This window comes from Gaetbulibacter aestuarii (genome assembly GCF_039537665.1).
Taxonomy (GTDB): domain Bacteria; phylum Bacteroidota; class Bacteroidia; order Flavobacteriales; family Flavobacteriaceae; genus Gaetbulibacter_A; species Gaetbulibacter_A aestuarii.
The window spans coordinates 741,960-758,275 of the sequence record NZ_BAABAY010000001.1 but is presented as its reverse complement, the minus strand read 5'-3'; the positions used below and the strand labels follow the sequence as shown (position 1 = coordinate 758,275).

The following is a 16,316-nucleotide window of genomic DNA, read 5'->3' as shown; positions in this document are numbered from 1 at the left end:
ATAACTACAGTCTTAAATTTATATCTTTGCTTTTCACTAACTAATAAGATATCATGAACCGAGTACGCTATAAATTTTACACCCTTATTTTAATTAGTATGACCACATTGACTTCTTGTAAGCAAGAAACCAAATCCACAGAAGATTCTATAGACGCTAAAGTAAAGACCTTACTTTCAAAAATGACTTTAGAAGAAAAAATAGGCCAGATGAATCAGTATAATGGTTTTTGGGATGTTACCGGTCCAACACCATCTACCGGTGATGCGGCAAAAAAATATGAAGATTTACGAAAAGGTTATGTAGGTTCTATGTTAAATGTTCGGGGTGTTGAAAATGTAAGAGCGGTTCAAAAAATTGCTGTTGAAGAATCTCGTTTAGGGATCCCTTTAATTATAGGTTTTGATTTAATTCATGGTTATAAAACCTTAAGTCCGATTCCATTAGCCGAGTCGGCAAGTTGGGATTTAGACGCCATAAAACACGCTGCAGAGGTTGCTGCTTTGGAAGCCTCTGCCGCAGGAATCAACTGGACTTTTGCACCTATGGTTGATATTTCAAGAGATGCACGCTGGGGTCGCGTTATGGAAGGCGCCGGCGAAGATCCGTATTTAGGATCTTTGATAGCTCAGGCTCGTGTTCATGGTTTTCAAGGGGATGATCTTTCAAAACCCAACACTTTAGCTGCCTGTGCTAAACATTTTGCCGGTTATGGTTTTGTTGAAGGCGGTAAGGAGTATAATACCGTTGATGTAGGAACTTCTACATTGTATAACGTTGTTTTTCCACCTTTTAAAGCAGCTGTAGATGCCGATGTAAAAACATTTATGAATGCGTTTAATTTGCTTAATGGAATACCATCTACAGGAAACACGTTTTTACAGCGCAATATTTTAAAAGGAACCTGGGATTTTAAAGGCTTTGTGGTTTCTGATTGGGCCTCCATTGAAGAAATGCGTAAGCATGGCTTTGCAAAAGATATGAAACAAGCAGCAGAAATTGCTGCCAATGCCGGCTGTGATATGGATATGGAATCTGATGCTTACGTTATAGAATTAGCCGCTTTAGTAAAAGAAGGTAAAGTTTCTGAAGCTGTTATAGATGAAGCTGTTTCACGGATTTTAAAAGTAAAATATGAACTTGGTTTATTTGATGATCCTTATAAATATTGTGATGAGGAACGTGAAAAATCAGTTGTAGGAAGTCAGGATATTCAGAATGCGGTTCTGGACATGGCGAAAAAATCCATCGTGCTTCTTAAAAATGAAAATCAACTTTTACCGCTCAAAAAACAAGGCCAGAACATTGCCGTTATTGGGAAATTAGCACAAGATAAAACAAGTCCTTTAGGAAGCTGGCGTTTGGCTGCTGACAATGGTACGGCGGTGTCTTTTTTAGAAGGGATGAAAGCCTATCCGGATAACACGATCACCTTTGCTAAAGGCGCTGATGTTACAGCGGAAGAGCCTTCGTTCACGAAAGAAATTAAGATCAATACAACAGATAAAAGCGGTTTTGATGATGCTATAAAAACCGCGAAACAAGCCGACGTTGTGGTCATGGTTTTGGGCGAACATGCTTTTGAAAGCGGTGAGGCCAGAAGCCGTACCAAATTAGGATTACCAGGTGTACAACAAGAATTGTTAGAGGCTGTATTTGCTGTAAATAAAAATATGGTTCTGGTATTAAACAATGGCCGCCCTTTAACAATTCCATGGGCAGCGGAACATGTTCCGGCTATAGTGGAAGCCTGGCAACTGGGAACACAAAGCGGAAATGCCATTGCTCAAGTATTGTATGGCGATTATAATCCAAGCGGTAAATTACCGGTAACTTTTCCACGTACTGTGGGGCAGGTTCCGATGTTTTATAACCATAATCAAACAGGGCGTCCCACACCAAAAAATCCCGGTGATGTCTTTTGGTCCCATTACATCGATGTTGAAAACACACCACTTTATCCATTTGGATTTGGGTTGAGCTATACCACTTTTGAATATTCAAACCTTGAGGTCTCTAAATCAGGAGATAACAGTTTTAAAGTATCTTTTGACCTGAAGAATACCGGTGCTATTGCGGGTAAAGAAACTGCTCAGGTTTATATTCGTGATCTGGTGGCAAGTGTTGTCAGACCGGTTAAAGAACTAAAAGGTTTTAAACAGGTTACTTTAGAGCCCGGAGAAACAAAAAACATCACCATTACACTTACCGATAAGGAACTTGGTTTTTTTGATAACGATGGTAATTATTTAGTGGAACCGGGAGAATTTAAAATTTTCGTTGGCGGTAGTTCTGATACTGAACTTGAAGTGAGCATAACATTATAATCAGGTATTTACAATTGTTTTAAGATTTAGTTACTTTTGTTAAAACCCTGAACGTTTATGTTTGATGATGTTATAAAAGCTATTCCATTTGGTATAATCCTGGCCTTTACTATTGGACCGGTATTTTTTGTGCTACTGGAAACCAGTGCCACAAAAGGGTTTAAAAGCGCTTTTATTTTTGATCTAGGCGTTATTACAGCAGATTCCATTTTCATCTTCATTGCCTTTTTTAGCACCAACAAACTCCTTGATAAAATTAAAGACGATCCAAACCTGTTAATATTTGGAGGGGTTCTTTTGATCGCTTATGGCGTGATCTCTTTTCTAAAAACCTCAAAATCCTTTCGACATATTGTTAGGGAATACCACAGAGTGGAAATTAAAAAAGGTTATGGTAAACTTTTTTTAAAGGGTTTTTTATTGAATTTCATCAACATTGGCGTGCTTTTAGGCTGGGTAGCTTTTATTGTTTTAGGTAATAGTCTGGCAACCTCTCAAAATGGCGTAGTGGTGTTCTTAACCAGTATTCTTGCAACCTATCTCGTTGTTGATATCTTTAAAATTTTAATTGCGAAACAATTGAAGAACCGATTAACACCGCGACTCATATTCAAAGCTAAAAAACTGGTTGCTTTAGTAATACTTGGTTTTGGAGTATTGCTTTTTGTTCAGGGGTTCTTTCCAAAGGAGAAGAAAATCATCGAAAACAAATTAGAACAGATTAGTCCCATAAAAAAATAAAAGCTTCCGATATTTCGAAAGCTTTTTTGGAGGCGTCGAGCGGATTCGAACCGCTGTAGAAGGTTTTGCAGACCTCTGCCTAGCCACTCGGCCACGACGCCATATTGAGTGCAAAAGTAAAAAAAATTGGGACTTTTTGTTACTTTAAACGATTTTTTCGCTTATCAGTCATTTTTATCGTAACACGCGCAACATCACCACCGATTGGCGGATTTAATTTACTCACCCATACCGTCGCTTTTTCAATGCGCTCGTCTTCATTAAAAATGCGGTCTAATATACGTTTTCCTACAGTTTCTAACAAATGTGAAGGCTTTAACATTTCTTCCTTAATGATCTTATTTAGAAATACATAGTCTACAGTATCGCTCAATTTATCAGTTTCTGACGACGTTTTTAGATCGGCTTCAACCTGTAGGTCCACGCGATAATCACTACCTATTTTTTTCTCCTCTTTTAAACACCCGTGATAAGCGTAAATCCGAATGTTTTCTACTTTTATTATTCCCATAATATCATAAAACAAAAAATTGTTGAGCTTATGTAACTTATTCAGCAAAAATAACCTGAATTTACTTAATTTTGAGGCCTATTGCGATGAAATAAATTTCAAGAATGTCTGAAGAAAGAAAATCACTCAATTTTATTGAGCAAATTATAGAAGAGGATTTAGCTCATGGACTTCCTAAAGAAGATCTGCGCTTTCGTTTTCCACCGGAACCTAACGGCTATTTGCATATTGGCCACACCAAGGCTATTGGTATTAGTTTTGGCTTGGGAGAACATTATAACGCTCCGGTAAATCTTCGTTTTGATGATACGAATCCCGCCAAAGAAGAGCAGGAATATGTTGATGCGATCAAGCGTGATGTTGCCTGGTTAGGTTATAAGTGGGATCAGGTATTATTCTCTTCAGATTATTTTCAACAATTGTATGATTGGGCCATTGAGTTGATAAAACAAGGAAAAGCTTATGTGGATTCACAATCCAGTGAAGCCATGGCCGAACAAAAAGGAACCCCAACCCAGCCCGGAGTTGACGGACCGTACAGAAATCGTTCTGTAGAAGAAAATCTTGATCTGTTCACACGCATGAAAAATGGCGAATTTGCAGAAGGAGAACATATCTTACGTGCCAAGATCGATATGCAACATACCAATATGTTGATGCGTGATCCCATCATGTATCGTATCCTAAAAAAGAGCCATCATCGTACCGGAAACGATTGGTGTGTGTACCCGATGTACGACTGGACTCATGGTCAAAGCGATTACATCGAACAAGTATCGCACTCTTTATGTTCTTTGGAATTTAAACCGCATCGCGAATTATATGACTGGTTCCTGGATCAGTTAGTGGATCCTGATAAATTAAGACCAAAGCAACGCGAATTTGCCCGTTTGAACCTAAGTTACACCATTATGAGTAAGCGTAAGCTTCTTCAATTGGTTAATGATAAAATAGTAAATGGGTGGGATGATCCCAGAATGCCTACCATTTCAGGGTTGCGACGTCGTGGTTACACGCCCGCAGCGCTTCGCAAATTTGTAGAAACCGTTGGTGTAGCAAAACGCGACAATATTATTGACGTATCACTCTTGGAATTTTGTATTCGTGAAGACCTGAATAAAACAGCGCCTCGTGTGATGGCTGTTTTAGATCCTGTAAAAGTAGTTATTACCAATTATCCTGAAGACAAGATAGAGTGGTTGGATGCCGAAAATAATCAGGAAGATGAAAGTGCCGGGTATCGCAAAGTGCCTTTTTCCAGAGAGATTTATATTGAAAGAGCCGACTTCAAAGAATCGGCAGGAAAGAAATTTTTTCGCTTGACTCTTGGCGGAGAGGTTCGTTTAAAAAACGCGTATATCATAAAAGGAGAGTCTGTAGTTAAATCGGATGATGGTACCATTCAGGAAATTCATTGTACATACTCTGAAGACACTAACAAGAAGGTAAAAGGTACACTTCATTGGGTTTCTATTCAACATGCATTAACAGCTGAAGTTCGTGAATACGACCGGTTATTTATGGATGAATCACCGGATACTCATGAGGATAAAGATTTTATGGAATTCCTAAATCCGAATTCACTCAATATCATTAAAGCCTATGTGGAACCAAGCCTAAAAGAAGCTGTAGAGGGCGACCGCTACCAATTTCAACGGTTAGGCTATTTTTGCGTGGATCAGGATTCAACAGTTGATCATATTGTTTTCAACAAAACGGTTGGATTACGAGATTCCTGGGCCAAGCAGAAACCTCAAAATCAACAAGCGACCAAAAATCAAAATCAACAACAAGCTAAACGCAAAGCTATTGATGTAATCAAACAGCTTGGTAAAAAATACACGAATTATCCGGAGGTTAAACAAGCAAAGGTAAAGGCTGAAATTCAAAAGCTGGCAGAAGAGGTTAGTTACGACGAGATCGAACCCTTGTTTAACACCGCTGTAAAAAAGGTGGGTACCCGTATTGCGGTGACCTTGGTATTGGGGGTAATGATAAAAAACGGTTTAAAGAAAAATGAAGCCATCAACGACTTTATTGAAAAGGCCCTGGAGGACGAAAATACCATTTTAGTTACTGAAGCTCAGGCTGTTTAATTTTTTATTAGGGTAATTACATATTGATTTTTTGACTATCTTTCGGCGTAATCAAAATCTTACTCCCATGGAATTTATCAACCCTTTTGCCATTTTTGTGGCAGCCGTAGCATCTTTAATTGTTGGATTTATCTGGTATAACCCGAAAGTATTTGGTACGATTTGGATGCGCGAATCCGGTTTAACTGAAGAGCGTTTAAAAAATGGTAACATGGCTGTTATTTTTTTACTCGCTTTATTGTTTGCTTTTATGCTTGCTCTTGCACTTCCACTTTTAGTAGTGCACCAAACCAGTGCTATGAGTTTGGTTAATGGCGATGTCACCACTGCCATGCCATCATTTCATGCGTTCATGGATGATTATGGCGATAGTTTCAGAACGTTTAAACACGGTGCTTTACACGGCACATTATCAGGACTGTTTATAGCCACTCCCATTTTAAGTATTACAGCTCTTTTTGAGCGGAAATCTTATAAATATGTCTTAGTAAACTGCGGATATTGGATGGTTACCCTATGTATTATGGGGGCGATCATTTCCGGATGGCACTAATATTTTTTAGATTTTAAATGATTATAAAGACTGAAAATTGTAGTTTCGATCTTTTCCATTTTTAGTGATACAACACAAAATTTTTAACACAACCGAAGCCCTTCCTAAAGACTGGGATATTCTTGCAACAAACGATCTGTTTCTTGAAAAGGAATATTTAACAGCCCTCGAGGAGGCCTCTCCCAAAAATATTCATCTGTATTTTATTGCGGTGTATAATGATGATACACTTGTGGGTGTTGCAGTTGTTCAGTTGGTGAAATTATTTTTAAACGACATGTTTCGTCAACAACATCAGGGAAATTTCAAGGAATTTATCAGACGCTCCGTTGCTTCATTTATCAAAGGCTGTGTTCTGGTTGTTGGGAATATTATGCACACAGGACAACATGGAGTGTATTTTGATGAAAGACGTATAAGTTCTTCGGATTTTTTATCTGAAATAAATAAAGCTCTGATCGCACTTAAGCCTCGGGTGAGGAAGGATTACAACAGATCTGTTCAGGCGATAGTACTAAAGGATTATTTTGAAAATGATATCATTGAACAAAGCACAGCATGTATAAAAACCGAAAACTTTCATCGCTTGAAATTACAGCCCAACATGCTCTTAAACGTTTCTGATGATTGGCATAATATAGATGATTATAAAGCGGATTTAGCGAAGAAATATCGTGATAGATACAAACGCGCCAGAAAGAAAAGAGGCGCGCTTAAACCTGTTGAATTGAGCTTAGAAACTATTAAAAAGCATAGTAAGGAACTTTATCAGTTGTATCTAAATGTATCAGATAATGCGGAGTTCAATACATTTTTACTTCAGGAAAATCATTTTTATAGTTTAAAACGTCATCTAAAGGATAACTTTAAAGTATTTGGATATTACGATCAAGGGAAGCTTGTTGGTTTTTTCAGTTTACTTCTGAATCACGATAATTTAGAAACCTATTTTTTAGGTTATGATGAAATCCACCAATATCCCAATCAACTATATTTGAATATGCTGTATGACATGTTGGACTTTGGTATTCAAAATAAATTTAAAACGATCGTTTATGCGCGAACCGCTATGGCAATCAAAAGTTCGGTTGGCGCAAAAGCTGTAGATATGGTGGTTTATATGAAACACACTAATATTTTTTTGAATGATCTCTTTAAACTGATTTTTAGAATTGTAAACCCCAAACAAGATTGGGAAGAGCGGCATCCGTTTAAATAATTTAATACTTCTTTAAGAGACTTTTTGTTGATTTTTTCTTAATTTTTAGAACAAAACAAAAGTATTATGGAACAAAAAGAACTCAACATATTAAACGAAATTTCAAATTTAACCCGAACTATAGAGGAGGAGTATCCTGAACTGGAAAAATATTTAGATGAATCCAGAAGCACCTTACCTAAGGATAATGCGAACCCTAAAGTGAGCATTAAAGAACTTCAAAATTATCGTGATAGTTTACAAAACATGATTGCCAAGTATCGCGAAAAAGGATAATAATGTTACCCATTAAAAAACCCTTGAGAACTGCTCAAGGGTTTTATTTTATTAAGGTATTTATTGAAACTTATTTTTTACCAGGCTCATCTTCACGAGCTTTCTTCATAGCCTCTCCAATTTGATTACTAGCTGTAAAACTGGCGACCATATCATTCAGCATGTTGCTTCCTGCTTGTGGAGAATTTGGTAGTAATATTAAATTGCTGTTGGTTTCACTACCTATGGCTTGTAAGGTGTCATAATGTTGTGTTACTACAATTAAGGCAGAAGCTTCCTGAGAATTAATACCAACACGGTTAAGAACATCTACTGATTCTTCAAGTCCGCGAGCAATTTCACGACGTTGGTCGGCAATACCCTGACCTTGTAAACGTTTGCTTTCAGCTTCCGCTTTAGCTTTTTCAACAATTAAGATACGTGCGGCATCACCTTCGTACTGAGCTGCTGTTTTTTCTCTGTCTGCAGCGTTAATACGGTTCATGGCAGCTTTAACCTGGGCATCAGGATCGATATCCGTTACCAGAGTTTTAATGATGTCGAAACCATATTCCAGCATGGCGTCATTTAATTCGGCTTTAACCGCCAGAGCGATATCATCTTTTTTAACGAATACATCGTCCAGTTTCATTTTAGGTACTTCGGCACGCACTACGTCAAACACATAACTGGTAATTTGTTCATGCGGATAATCGAGTTTATAGAAGGCATCATATACCTTTTCACTTAAAACACGGTATTGTACAGAAACTTTTAATCGTACGAATACATCATCCAAAGTTTTGGTTTCAATGATAACATCAAGCTGTTGAATTTTTAAGCTTAAACGGCCTGCAACACGGTCAATTATTGGAATTTTTAATTGAAGACCGGAATGGCGTATACTGGTAAAACGGCCAAAACGCTCTATGATCGCAGCGGTTTGTTGTTTCACAATAAAGAACGAAGAGATTAAAATAATTAATCCCAGAAATAAAATGGGAATCAAATAGAAGCTCATAATAAAATATTAAAGGTTAAATAAGAAGCATTATGTTATCCTTAAAGATACAATGAAAAAAAGGATAATCTAATGTATTAGTAGTACTAACCACCTATTTTGTTACAAAAACCTCTGAATGTTCTTAGAGGTAATAGCGACTTATATCTGACTGAGAAAGGTGTCGATCCTCTTTGCGGTTTCATTTTTACCGATCATGAAAATGATATCGAACACATCAGGTCCCTGAAGTGCACCAACCAAGGCTAAACGCAGTGGCATCATCACTTTTCCAAAACCAATATTGTTTTCGGTTATCCAGCCTTTAATATCACTTTGTAGCGCATTTACCGAGAAGCTGTCGATATGAACAACGAGTGATTTTACTTGCTTCAGAATATCTGAGGTATCGTCTTTTATGGCTTTTTTCAACGCTTTCTCATCATAGGAGTCCGGTGCTTTAAAAAAGTAATGGCCTAAGTCCCAAAAGTCGGAAACAAAATTGGCACGTTCCTTTATAAGACCTATAACCATAGCGATGTAATTGATGTCAGTAGCATCAGAATTTAATTGGGCATCAACAACAGGTTTAAAAGCAGCAGCTAATTCGTTATTAGATTTAGTTTGCATGTAATGGTGATTGTACCATTTGGTTTTATCCGGATCGAAACGTGCACCGGATTTATGAACGCGGTCCATATCAAAGGCTTCCACAAGTTCTTCTAAACTAAATAATTCCTGTTCCGTTCCAGGATTCCATCCTAGAAAGGCAAGGAAATTGGTAACGGCTTCGGGGAAATATCCGGATTCACGGTACCCCATAGCCACATCACCGGTTTTAGGATCTTTCCATTCCAGAGGAAATACAGGAAACCCAAGTTTGTCGCCGTCGCGCTTACTAAGTTTCCCTTTTCCGGTAGGTTTTAAAATGAGAGGTAAATGGGCAAATTCAGGCGCTTCCCAACCAAAAGCCTTGTATAATTGGTTGTGAAGGGCAAGAGAAGGCAACCATTCCTCACCTCGAATCACATGAGTGATTTCCATGAGGTGGTCATCAACGATATTAGCCAAATGATAAGTGGGCATGCCATCGCTTTTAAATAATACTTTGTCATCAAGAATATTCGTGTCAATGGTCATTTCCCCGCGAACCTGATCTTTGAAGTGAAGCGTTTCATCTTGCGGGCTCTTAAAACGGATCACATAATCTTCTCTGGCATCTAATTTTGCCTGAGTGTCTTCCGCGCTAAGCGCCAAAGAGTTATCGAGTTTTAAGCGGTTATGCCAGTTGTAAATAAATGTTTTTCCCTGGGCTTCATGGCCTTTTCGGTGGGCATCAAGAGCTTCAGCGGTATCGAAAGCATAGTAAGCGTTTCCAGAGGCAACGAGCTTATCAGCATATTCTTTGTAAAGATGTTTGCGTTCACTTTGACGATAGGGTCCAAATTTTTCGTTTTTCCCCGGACCTTCATCATAAGGAATACCACACCAGTTCAAGGCATCGACAATATACTTTTCAGCACCTTCAACATAGCGATTTTGGTCGGTATCTTCGATGCGTAAAACGAAAGTCCCATTATTCTTTTTAGCAAACAAATAATTAAACAGCGCGGTGCGAACGCCGCCTATATGTAAGGGTCCTGTAGGGCTAGGTGCAAATCGTACGCGAACAGTATCACTCATCTTTCATAAATTTGCTGTAAAGATACAATTAACACCTAATTTAGCGAGCAGAAGGAAATAAAATTGTAGATTTATAAGTTATAGAAAACGCAACATTTTTTCGGTTTATTAAGCTGAAAACGTCATTTTTAGTACTTTACCCAAATTGAATTATGAAAAGCCACTTTAAAACCATAGAACAAAAATTAGAGGCAATCATAAAACGTTACTATGTGAACGTTTTATTGAAAGGGCTTATTTTGTTTGTTGCTATTTGGTTGCTTTACGTGTTGGTTACCCTTTTTGTTGAAAATGTGTTTTGGTTAGGAACAATAGGGCGTGGGATACTTTTCTGGACTTGTATTTTAGTTTCTGTTGGTTTACTGGGGTATTTAATTTTTATGCCTTTGGCGAAGTTGGCCAAGCTTCAAAAAGGTATCAATTACAGCGATGCTGCTGTAATTATTGGAAATCAATTTCCAGAGGTAAATGATAAATTACTCAATGTACTTCAACTTCATGAAAGCGCCGAACAATCAGAATTGGTTCTGGCCAGTATCGATCAAAAATCCATCGCCTTAGAACCTGTTCCATTTAGGAAAGCCATTAACCTTAAAAGCAATGTTAAATATTTAAAATATCTTGCCATTCCTTTTATTATAATTGGTCTGGTTTGGGTTTCCGGTAACTTACATTGGTTCAGTGATTCCTACCGTCGTGTGGTTCATTATAAAACAGCTTATGAGCCTCCGGCCCCTTTTCAATTTTTTGTGTTGAATGATGATTTACAAACCATCCAAAATAAAGATTTTGTTCTAAAGGTAAATACGGCCGGGAGTGTTATTCCTGAAAATGTTCAAATCTCTTATAATGGTCAGCAGTACTTCTTAAAACAAATCCTGCAAGGTTCTTTTGAATATACCTTTGTTAAACCTAACAAACCTATTGAATTTGTGTTACTGGGAAATGATGTTACATCCAAGCCTTACAGGTTGGAGGTCTTGGAAGCCCCGGCATTATTAAGTTTTGGTATGACATTAGATTACCCGGAGTATACCAAAAAAGAGGATGTCATATTAAAAGGATCCGGTAATGCCACGGTGCCGGAAGGCACCATAATTACCTGGGACCTTAAAACCAAAGCCACTCAAAATGTGACGTTTTATTCGCGGGATACCGTGAATTTTAATGCTGTGGATCCAGATAATTTTAGTTATAAATATCAAGCTAAATCCTCTTTCGACTATGTTATTGCCGCAAGCAATTCTAGGCTACAAGATTATGAAAGTCTGGGCTACGGAATTGAGGTTGCTAAGGATGCTTATCCGGAAATAGCTGTGAGATCGGAAGTTGATACTTTAGGAACAAATATGATGTTCTTTTACGGTCAGCTAAGTGATGATTATGGTTTATCTCAGCTGGACTTGGTGTATTATCCGTCGAACAATGTGGATAACAAAAAGGTTGTTCCTATAACTTTTAACAAAAGTACTATAGCCGAGTTTTACAATGCGTTTCCGGATGACACTTTAGATATTATTCCGGGAGTCTCTTATGAGGTTTATTTTCAGGTTAAGGACAATGATCAGGTAAACGGACCCAAATCGGCCAGGAGCAAAACCTTTGTATTTCGAAAAGCAACAAAGGAAGAGTTAAATCAAAAGCAACTTGATCAACAGCAAAACACAATCAAAAATATAGGGAGATCTATGGAGGGTTTCGAGAAGCAAGAAAAGAGTCTTGAGGAGTTGGCTAAGACCCAAAAGGAAAAACGCTCTTTAAATTTTAACGACCAGAAAAAATTAAAGCAGTTTTTGGAACGCCAAAAACAACAGGATGAATTGATGAATCAATTTAATCAGGATTTGCAGCAAAACCTTGACGAGTTACAACAACCTGAAAATTCTGATCAAGGTTTTAAAGATGATCTGGAAAAGCGGCTTAAGGATAATGAAGAGCAATTAAAAAAGGACGAAAAGTTACTTGAGGAATTAGAAAAAATTAAAGATAAAATTTCTCAGGAGGAGCTAACAGATAGATTGGATGAACTTGCTAAGCGGAACAAGAATAAAAAACGAAGTCTTCAACAGTTATTGGAACTCACCAAGCGTTACTATGTTCAAAACAAGTTGGAGCAATTAAAAGATATTTTAGGAAAACTGGCCGAAGAACAGGAGTCACTTTCTAAAGAAAATTCCGACAATAGCAGTCATAAACAAGAGGAGTTGAATAAGCAGTTTCAGGACTTAAAAGAAAGCCTGGATCAGCTGGAAAAGGATAGTCAGGGCTTGCGAAAACCCATCGATATTCCCAGAGATAGGTTGGATGAGAATGCTATTCAAAAGGAACAAAAGGACGCTTTGGGATCTCTTGAGGAATCCGAAAGGCAGTCAGATTCCTTGGGTGTAAAACCTGAGTCTAATCCGAGCATGCAGAGGGCTAAGCAAAGTCAGAAGAACGCCTCTGATAGGATGAAGGAATTACAAAAGAAAATGAAAACAAGTTCTATGTCCATTGGCCAGGAACAGTTACAGGAGGATACGGATATGTTGCGTCAAATTTTGGATAATGTTGTGTTGTTCTCCTTTGATCAGGAAGCTTTGATGAATGTATTTAAGAATAGCCCTGCGGAGAATAATAAGTTTGCTTCAAATCTTTTAAAACAGAATGATCTTCGAAATTATTTCGAACATGTTGATGATAGTTTGTTTGCACTTTCTTTAAGACAACCAAAGCTATCCGAAACGGTAAATAAAAATATTTCTGATGTTTACTATAATATAGATAAGGCCTTGGATCAATTTTCTGAAGGTGATGTTTATCAAGGGACCTCGCGACAGCAATTTGTGGTTACTTCTGCTAACAATCTCGCTGATTTTTTAAGTGAGGTTTTGGATAATATGGAGGAGAATTTGAATATGTCTTCAGGCGAATCAGGTGAAGGAGAAATGCAATTACCTGATATTATCATGAGTCAGGAGCAATTAAATAAAATGATGCAGGAGGGGATGGAAAATAGCATGAAGGGTAAGGAACAGGAAGGCGATGATAAGGATGGTGAAAAATCTAAAGAAGGTAATAAAGGTGAACAAAAATCCGGGAATGGTTCCAATGAAAACGGACAGGAAGAAATGAACGGTATGTTATATGAGATCTATCAAAGGCAACAGGAACTTAGGCAACAGCTTCAGGATAAATTAGCCAAGGATGGTTTAAGCCCGGGTGAAACGAATGTATTGAATAAAATGGAAGAGGTGGAATCCGATTTATTGAATGATGGATTTACTAATGAAACACTCCAGAAAATGCTTGACTTAAAACATCAGTTATTAAAAATGGATGACGCTACGTTTCTCCAGGGTGAAGACAATAAACGTGAATCCAATACAAATCGGAAAGACTTCCAAAACCATTCTAACAATCAAATTCCTGATTTGAAAAGGTATTTTAATTCCTTAGAAATTTTAAACAAACAAGCTTTACCTTTGCAGCAGAACTACAAGAAAAAAGTTCAGGAATATTTCAAGGAAAAGAATGATTCAATATAATTTTGAAACGGATTTTGAATTACAGGATTCCGGTATGTTGACCGATTGGATTTCTATGGTGGTTAATGAAGAGTCTTTTACATTGGGAGACGTAAATTATATTTTTTGTGACGATGACTATTTGCATAAAATCAATGTTGAATTTTTGAATCATGATACCCTTACGGATATTATTAGTTTCGATTATAGTTTAGGAAAAACCATACATGGGGACATCTATATTTCCGTAGAACGCGTTCATGATAATGCCAAGGATTTTAATGTACCTTTTGAGGAGGAATTACATCGCGTTATGGTTCACGGGATATTACACTATTGTGGTTACAAGGATAAGACAGATGAGGACGCCAGGACCATGCGCCAGAAAGAAAATCACTATCTCAAAATGTTAGGTTAGTTTAAGTTAAACGTCTTATATTTGCACCCTTAAAATTAACAGGTGTTCCACGTGGAACATTAAAGAAAATTACAAGTTTATGTTTAATGATGTTTATGATGTTATAGTTGTTGGTGCCGGTCATGCCGGTAGTGAGGCCGCTGCGGCTGCCGCCAATATGGGCAGTAAGACGTTGCTTGTAACCATGAATTTACAGAATATTGCGCAGATGTCATGCAACCCGGCCATGGGCGGTATTGCTAAGGGCCAAATTGTTCGGGAGATTGATGCGCTTGGTGGTTATAGTGGTATCGTTGCAGATACGTCGGCCATTCAATTTAAGATGCTTAATAAATCAAAAGGTCCGGCCATGTGGAGTCCAAGAGTGCAATCAGATCGGATGCGTTTTGCTGAAGACTGGAGGTTGCTTTTGGAACAAACTCCGAATCTGGATTTTTACCAGGAAATGGTGTCTGGTATTTTAGTTAAAGGAGACAAAGTGGTTGGCGTTAAAACATCCCTTGGTATCGAAATAAAAGCTAAAACGGTTGTCCTTACCAATGGTACTTTTTTAAATGGTTTAATCCATATTGGTGATAAAAATTTTGGTGGTGGTAGAGCAGGAGAAAGAGCCGCTAAAGGGATTACCGAACAGCTTGTTAATTTTGGTTTTGATTCCGGTAGAATGAAAACCGGAACACCTCCAAGAGTGGATGGAAGAAGTCTGGATTTTTCTAAAATGGTTGAACAACCCGGTGACGAAAACCCTGAGAAATTTTCATTTTTAGATGTTACAAAACCTTTGAAAAATCAGAGGTCTTGTCACATGACTTATACGAGTCCGGAAGTTCATGAATTGCTCAAGGAAGGTTTTGATAGATCACCTATGTTTAATGGCAGAATTAAAAGTGTTGGACCAAGATATTGTCCTTCCATAGAAGATAAAATCAATCGGTTTGCTGATAAAGATCGTCATCAAATATTTGTAGAACCTGAAGGCTGGAATACCGTTGAGGTGTATGTTAATGGTTTTTCTACATCGCTACCTGAGGATGTTCAATATCGCGCTTTAAAATCTGTAGCTGGTTTTGAAAACGTAAAGTTCTTTAGGCCAGGTTATGCTATAGAATATGATTATTTTCCACCTACACAATTGCGCCATACTTTAGAAACGAAATTGGTTTCAGGCTTATATTTTGCCGGACAAATTAATGGTACAACGGGATATGAAGAAGCCGGTTCCCAAGGATTAATGGCTGGAATAAATGCAAGCTTGAAAGTTCAGGAAAGAGATCCTTTTATCTTAAAAAGAGACGAGGCTTATATTGGTGTTTTAATTGATGATCTTATCACAAAGGGCACCGAAGAACCATATAGAATGTTCACCTCAAGGGCAGAATATCGTACGTTGCTTCGTCAGGACAATGCAGATTTACGCTTAACACCTAAGGGTTATGAGTTAGGTTTAGCTTCCGAAAAGCGTTTAAGACGGATGGAAGAAAAGCACGATTCAGCTAAAAAATTTGTAAGCTTTTTTAAAGATACCAGTGTAACTCCGGAGGAGATAAACCCGATTTTAGAGTCAAATGATTCTTCGCCCGTGAATCAATCCGGTAAACTTTTTAAGATATTTGCGCGCCCAAATATTTCTATGGACGACATCAGAAAAGTTGAAGCTGTAGAAGCATATATCCAATCCAATAATTTGGATAATGAGGTTATTGAACAAACCGAGATCCAGGTAAAATATTCCGGGTATATCGCCAAAGAAAAAAACAATGCCGATAAACTTACGCGTTTAGAATATGTAAAAATTCCTGAGGATTTTGATTATTCTAAAATTAAATCCATGAGTTATGAAGCCCGAGAAAAGTTGAAAAAAATTCAACCCACCACCGTGTCTCAGGCATCAAGAATTAGTGGAGTTTCACCAAATGATATTTCGGTATTATTGGTGTATATGGGTCGATAATTCATTCTGAATTTTAATTCGTTCCACGTGGAACATGTAATAGTTTTATAAAATAA

12 protein-coding genes and 1 tRNA gene are annotated in these 16,316 nt (G+C 37.7%); 9 read left to right on the top strand and 4 right to left on the bottom strand.

Annotation, left to right across the window (positions count from 1 at the left end; translation table 11 throughout):
* Positions 1-53 precede the first annotated feature (53 nt).
* Together bglX and ABD682_RS03335 are read left to right on the top strand one after the other, a co-directional pair.
* On the top strand, positions 54-2,327 hold the full coding sequence (gene bglX / locus ABD682_RS03340) for a beta-glucosidase BglX (RefSeq protein WP_395360233.1): 2,274 nt from the start codon (positions 54-56) through the stop codon (positions 2,325-2,327).
* 57 nt (positions 2,328-2,384) lie between these two features.
* Positions 2,385-3,068, top strand: coding sequence for a LysE family translocator (locus ABD682_RS03335; protein ID WP_344738981.1), 684 nt, complete (start codon positions 2,385-2,387; stop codon positions 3,066-3,068).
* A gap of 27 nt (positions 3,069-3,095) precedes the next feature.
* Here the strand turns inward: ABD682_RS03335 and ABD682_RS03330 are convergent.
* Positions 3,096-3,169 (bottom strand) — tRNA-Cys (locus ABD682_RS03330).
* 38 nt (positions 3,170-3,207) lie between these two features.
* On the bottom strand, positions 3,208-3,579 hold the full coding sequence (gene folB, locus ABD682_RS03325; RefSeq protein WP_344738979.1) for a dihydroneopterin aldolase: 372 nt from the start codon (positions 3,577-3,579) through the stop codon (positions 3,208-3,210).
* A 104-nt stretch (positions 3,580-3,683) separates the two neighbouring features.
* Here folB and ABD682_RS03320 point away from each other — a divergent pair, with 104 nt between their 5' ends.
* From ABD682_RS03320 to ABD682_RS03305, 4 genes are all read left to right on the top strand, one after another.
* Positions 3,684-5,675, top strand: coding sequence for a glutamine--tRNA ligase/YqeY domain fusion protein (locus ABD682_RS03320; RefSeq protein ID WP_344738977.1), 1,992 nt, complete (start codon positions 3,684-3,686; stop codon positions 5,673-5,675).
* 67 nt (positions 5,676-5,742) lie between these two features.
* A complete protein-coding gene (locus tag ABD682_RS03315) occupies positions 5,743-6,228 on the top strand; it encodes a DUF1761 domain-containing protein (RefSeq protein ID WP_344738975.1) in 486 nt (161 codons plus the stop codon).
* 64 nt (positions 6,229-6,292) lie between these two features.
* Positions 6,293-7,447 (top strand): GNAT family protein, encoded by a 1,155-nt coding sequence (locus tag ABD682_RS03310; protein WP_344738973.1) that lies wholly within the window; start codon positions 6,293-6,295, stop codon positions 7,445-7,447.
* A gap of 66 nt (positions 7,448-7,513) precedes the next feature.
* Entirely contained in the window at positions 7,514-7,723 is a 210-nt protein-coding gene (locus tag ABD682_RS03305) for a hypothetical protein (RefSeq protein WP_344738971.1), read from the top strand.
* Positions 7,724-7,793: 70 nt separating this feature from the next.
* On the opposite strand, the gene ABD682_RS03300 is transcribed toward ABD682_RS03305, so the two are convergent.
* Together ABD682_RS03300 and gltX are read right to left on the bottom strand one after the other, a co-directional pair.
* Positions 7,794-8,723, bottom strand: a complete 930-nt coding sequence (locus ABD682_RS03300; protein ID WP_344738969.1) for an SPFH domain-containing protein — start codon at positions 8,721-8,723, stop codon at positions 7,794-7,796.
* Between the two features lie 141 nt (positions 8,724-8,864).
* The gene (gene gltX / locus ABD682_RS03295) at positions 8,865-10,385 is read right to left on the bottom strand and encodes a glutamate--tRNA ligase (RefSeq protein WP_344738967.1); all 1,521 of its coding nucleotides are present in this window, start codon (positions 10,383-10,385) and stop codon (positions 8,865-8,867) included.
* 152 nt (positions 10,386-10,537) lie between these two features.
* On the opposite strand from gltX, the gene ABD682_RS03290 reads away from it, so the two are divergent.
* From ABD682_RS03290 to mnmG, 3 genes are all read left to right on the top strand, one after another.
* Positions 10,538-13,912 (top strand): DUF4175 family protein, encoded by a 3,375-nt coding sequence (locus tag ABD682_RS03290; protein ID WP_344738965.1) that lies wholly within the window; start codon positions 10,538-10,540, stop codon positions 13,910-13,912.
* Entirely contained in the window at positions 13,899-14,309 is a 411-nt protein-coding gene (gene ybeY, locus ABD682_RS03285) for an rRNA maturation RNase YbeY (protein WP_344738963.1), read from the top strand. The genes ABD682_RS03290 and ybeY overlap by 14 nt, the downstream gene beginning before the upstream one ends.
* Before the next feature lie 79 nt (positions 14,310-14,388).
* A complete protein-coding gene (gene mnmG / locus ABD682_RS03280) occupies positions 14,389-16,260 on the top strand; it encodes a tRNA uridine-5-carboxymethylaminomethyl(34) synthesis enzyme MnmG (protein ID WP_344738960.1) in 1,872 nt (623 codons plus the stop codon).
* Positions 16,261-16,316: the final 56 nt, after the last annotated feature.

What these genes read in the sequence shown, in the direction of transcription:
- bglX (WP_395360233.1), top strand. Translation starts at nt 54, where the DNA reads ATGAACCGAGTACGCTATAAATTTTACACCCTTATTTTAATTAGTATG.
- ABD682_RS03335 (WP_344738981.1), top strand. Translation starts at nt 2,385, where the DNA reads ATGTTTGATGATGTTATAAAAGCTATTCCATTTGGTATAATCCTGGCC.
- folB (WP_344738979.1), bottom strand. Translation starts at nt 3,579, where the DNA reads ATGGGAATAATAAAAGTAGAAAACATTCGGATTTACGCTTATCACGGG.
- ABD682_RS03320 (WP_344738977.1), top strand. Translation starts at nt 3,684, where the DNA reads ATGTCTGAAGAAAGAAAATCACTCAATTTTATTGAGCAAATTATAGAA.
- ABD682_RS03315 (WP_344738975.1), top strand. Translation starts at nt 5,743, where the DNA reads ATGGAATTTATCAACCCTTTTGCCATTTTTGTGGCAGCCGTAGCATCT.
- ABD682_RS03305 (WP_344738971.1), top strand. Translation starts at nt 7,514, where the DNA reads ATGGAACAAAAAGAACTCAACATATTAAACGAAATTTCAAATTTAACC.
- ABD682_RS03300 (WP_344738969.1), bottom strand. Translation starts at nt 8,723, where the DNA reads ATGAGCTTCTATTTGATTCCCATTTTATTTCTGGGATTAATTATTTTA.
- gltX (WP_344738967.1), bottom strand. Translation starts at nt 10,385, where the DNA reads ATGAGTGATACTGTTCGCGTACGATTTGCACCTAGCCCTACAGGACCC.
- ABD682_RS03290 (WP_344738965.1), top strand. Translation starts at nt 10,538, where the DNA reads ATGAAAAGCCACTTTAAAACCATAGAACAAAAATTAGAGGCAATCATA.
- ybeY (WP_344738963.1), top strand. Translation starts at nt 13,899, where the DNA reads ATGATTCAATATAATTTTGAAACGGATTTTGAATTACAGGATTCCGGT.
- mnmG (WP_344738960.1), top strand. Translation starts at nt 14,389, where the DNA reads ATGTTTAATGATGTTTATGATGTTATAGTTGTTGGTGCCGGTCATGCC.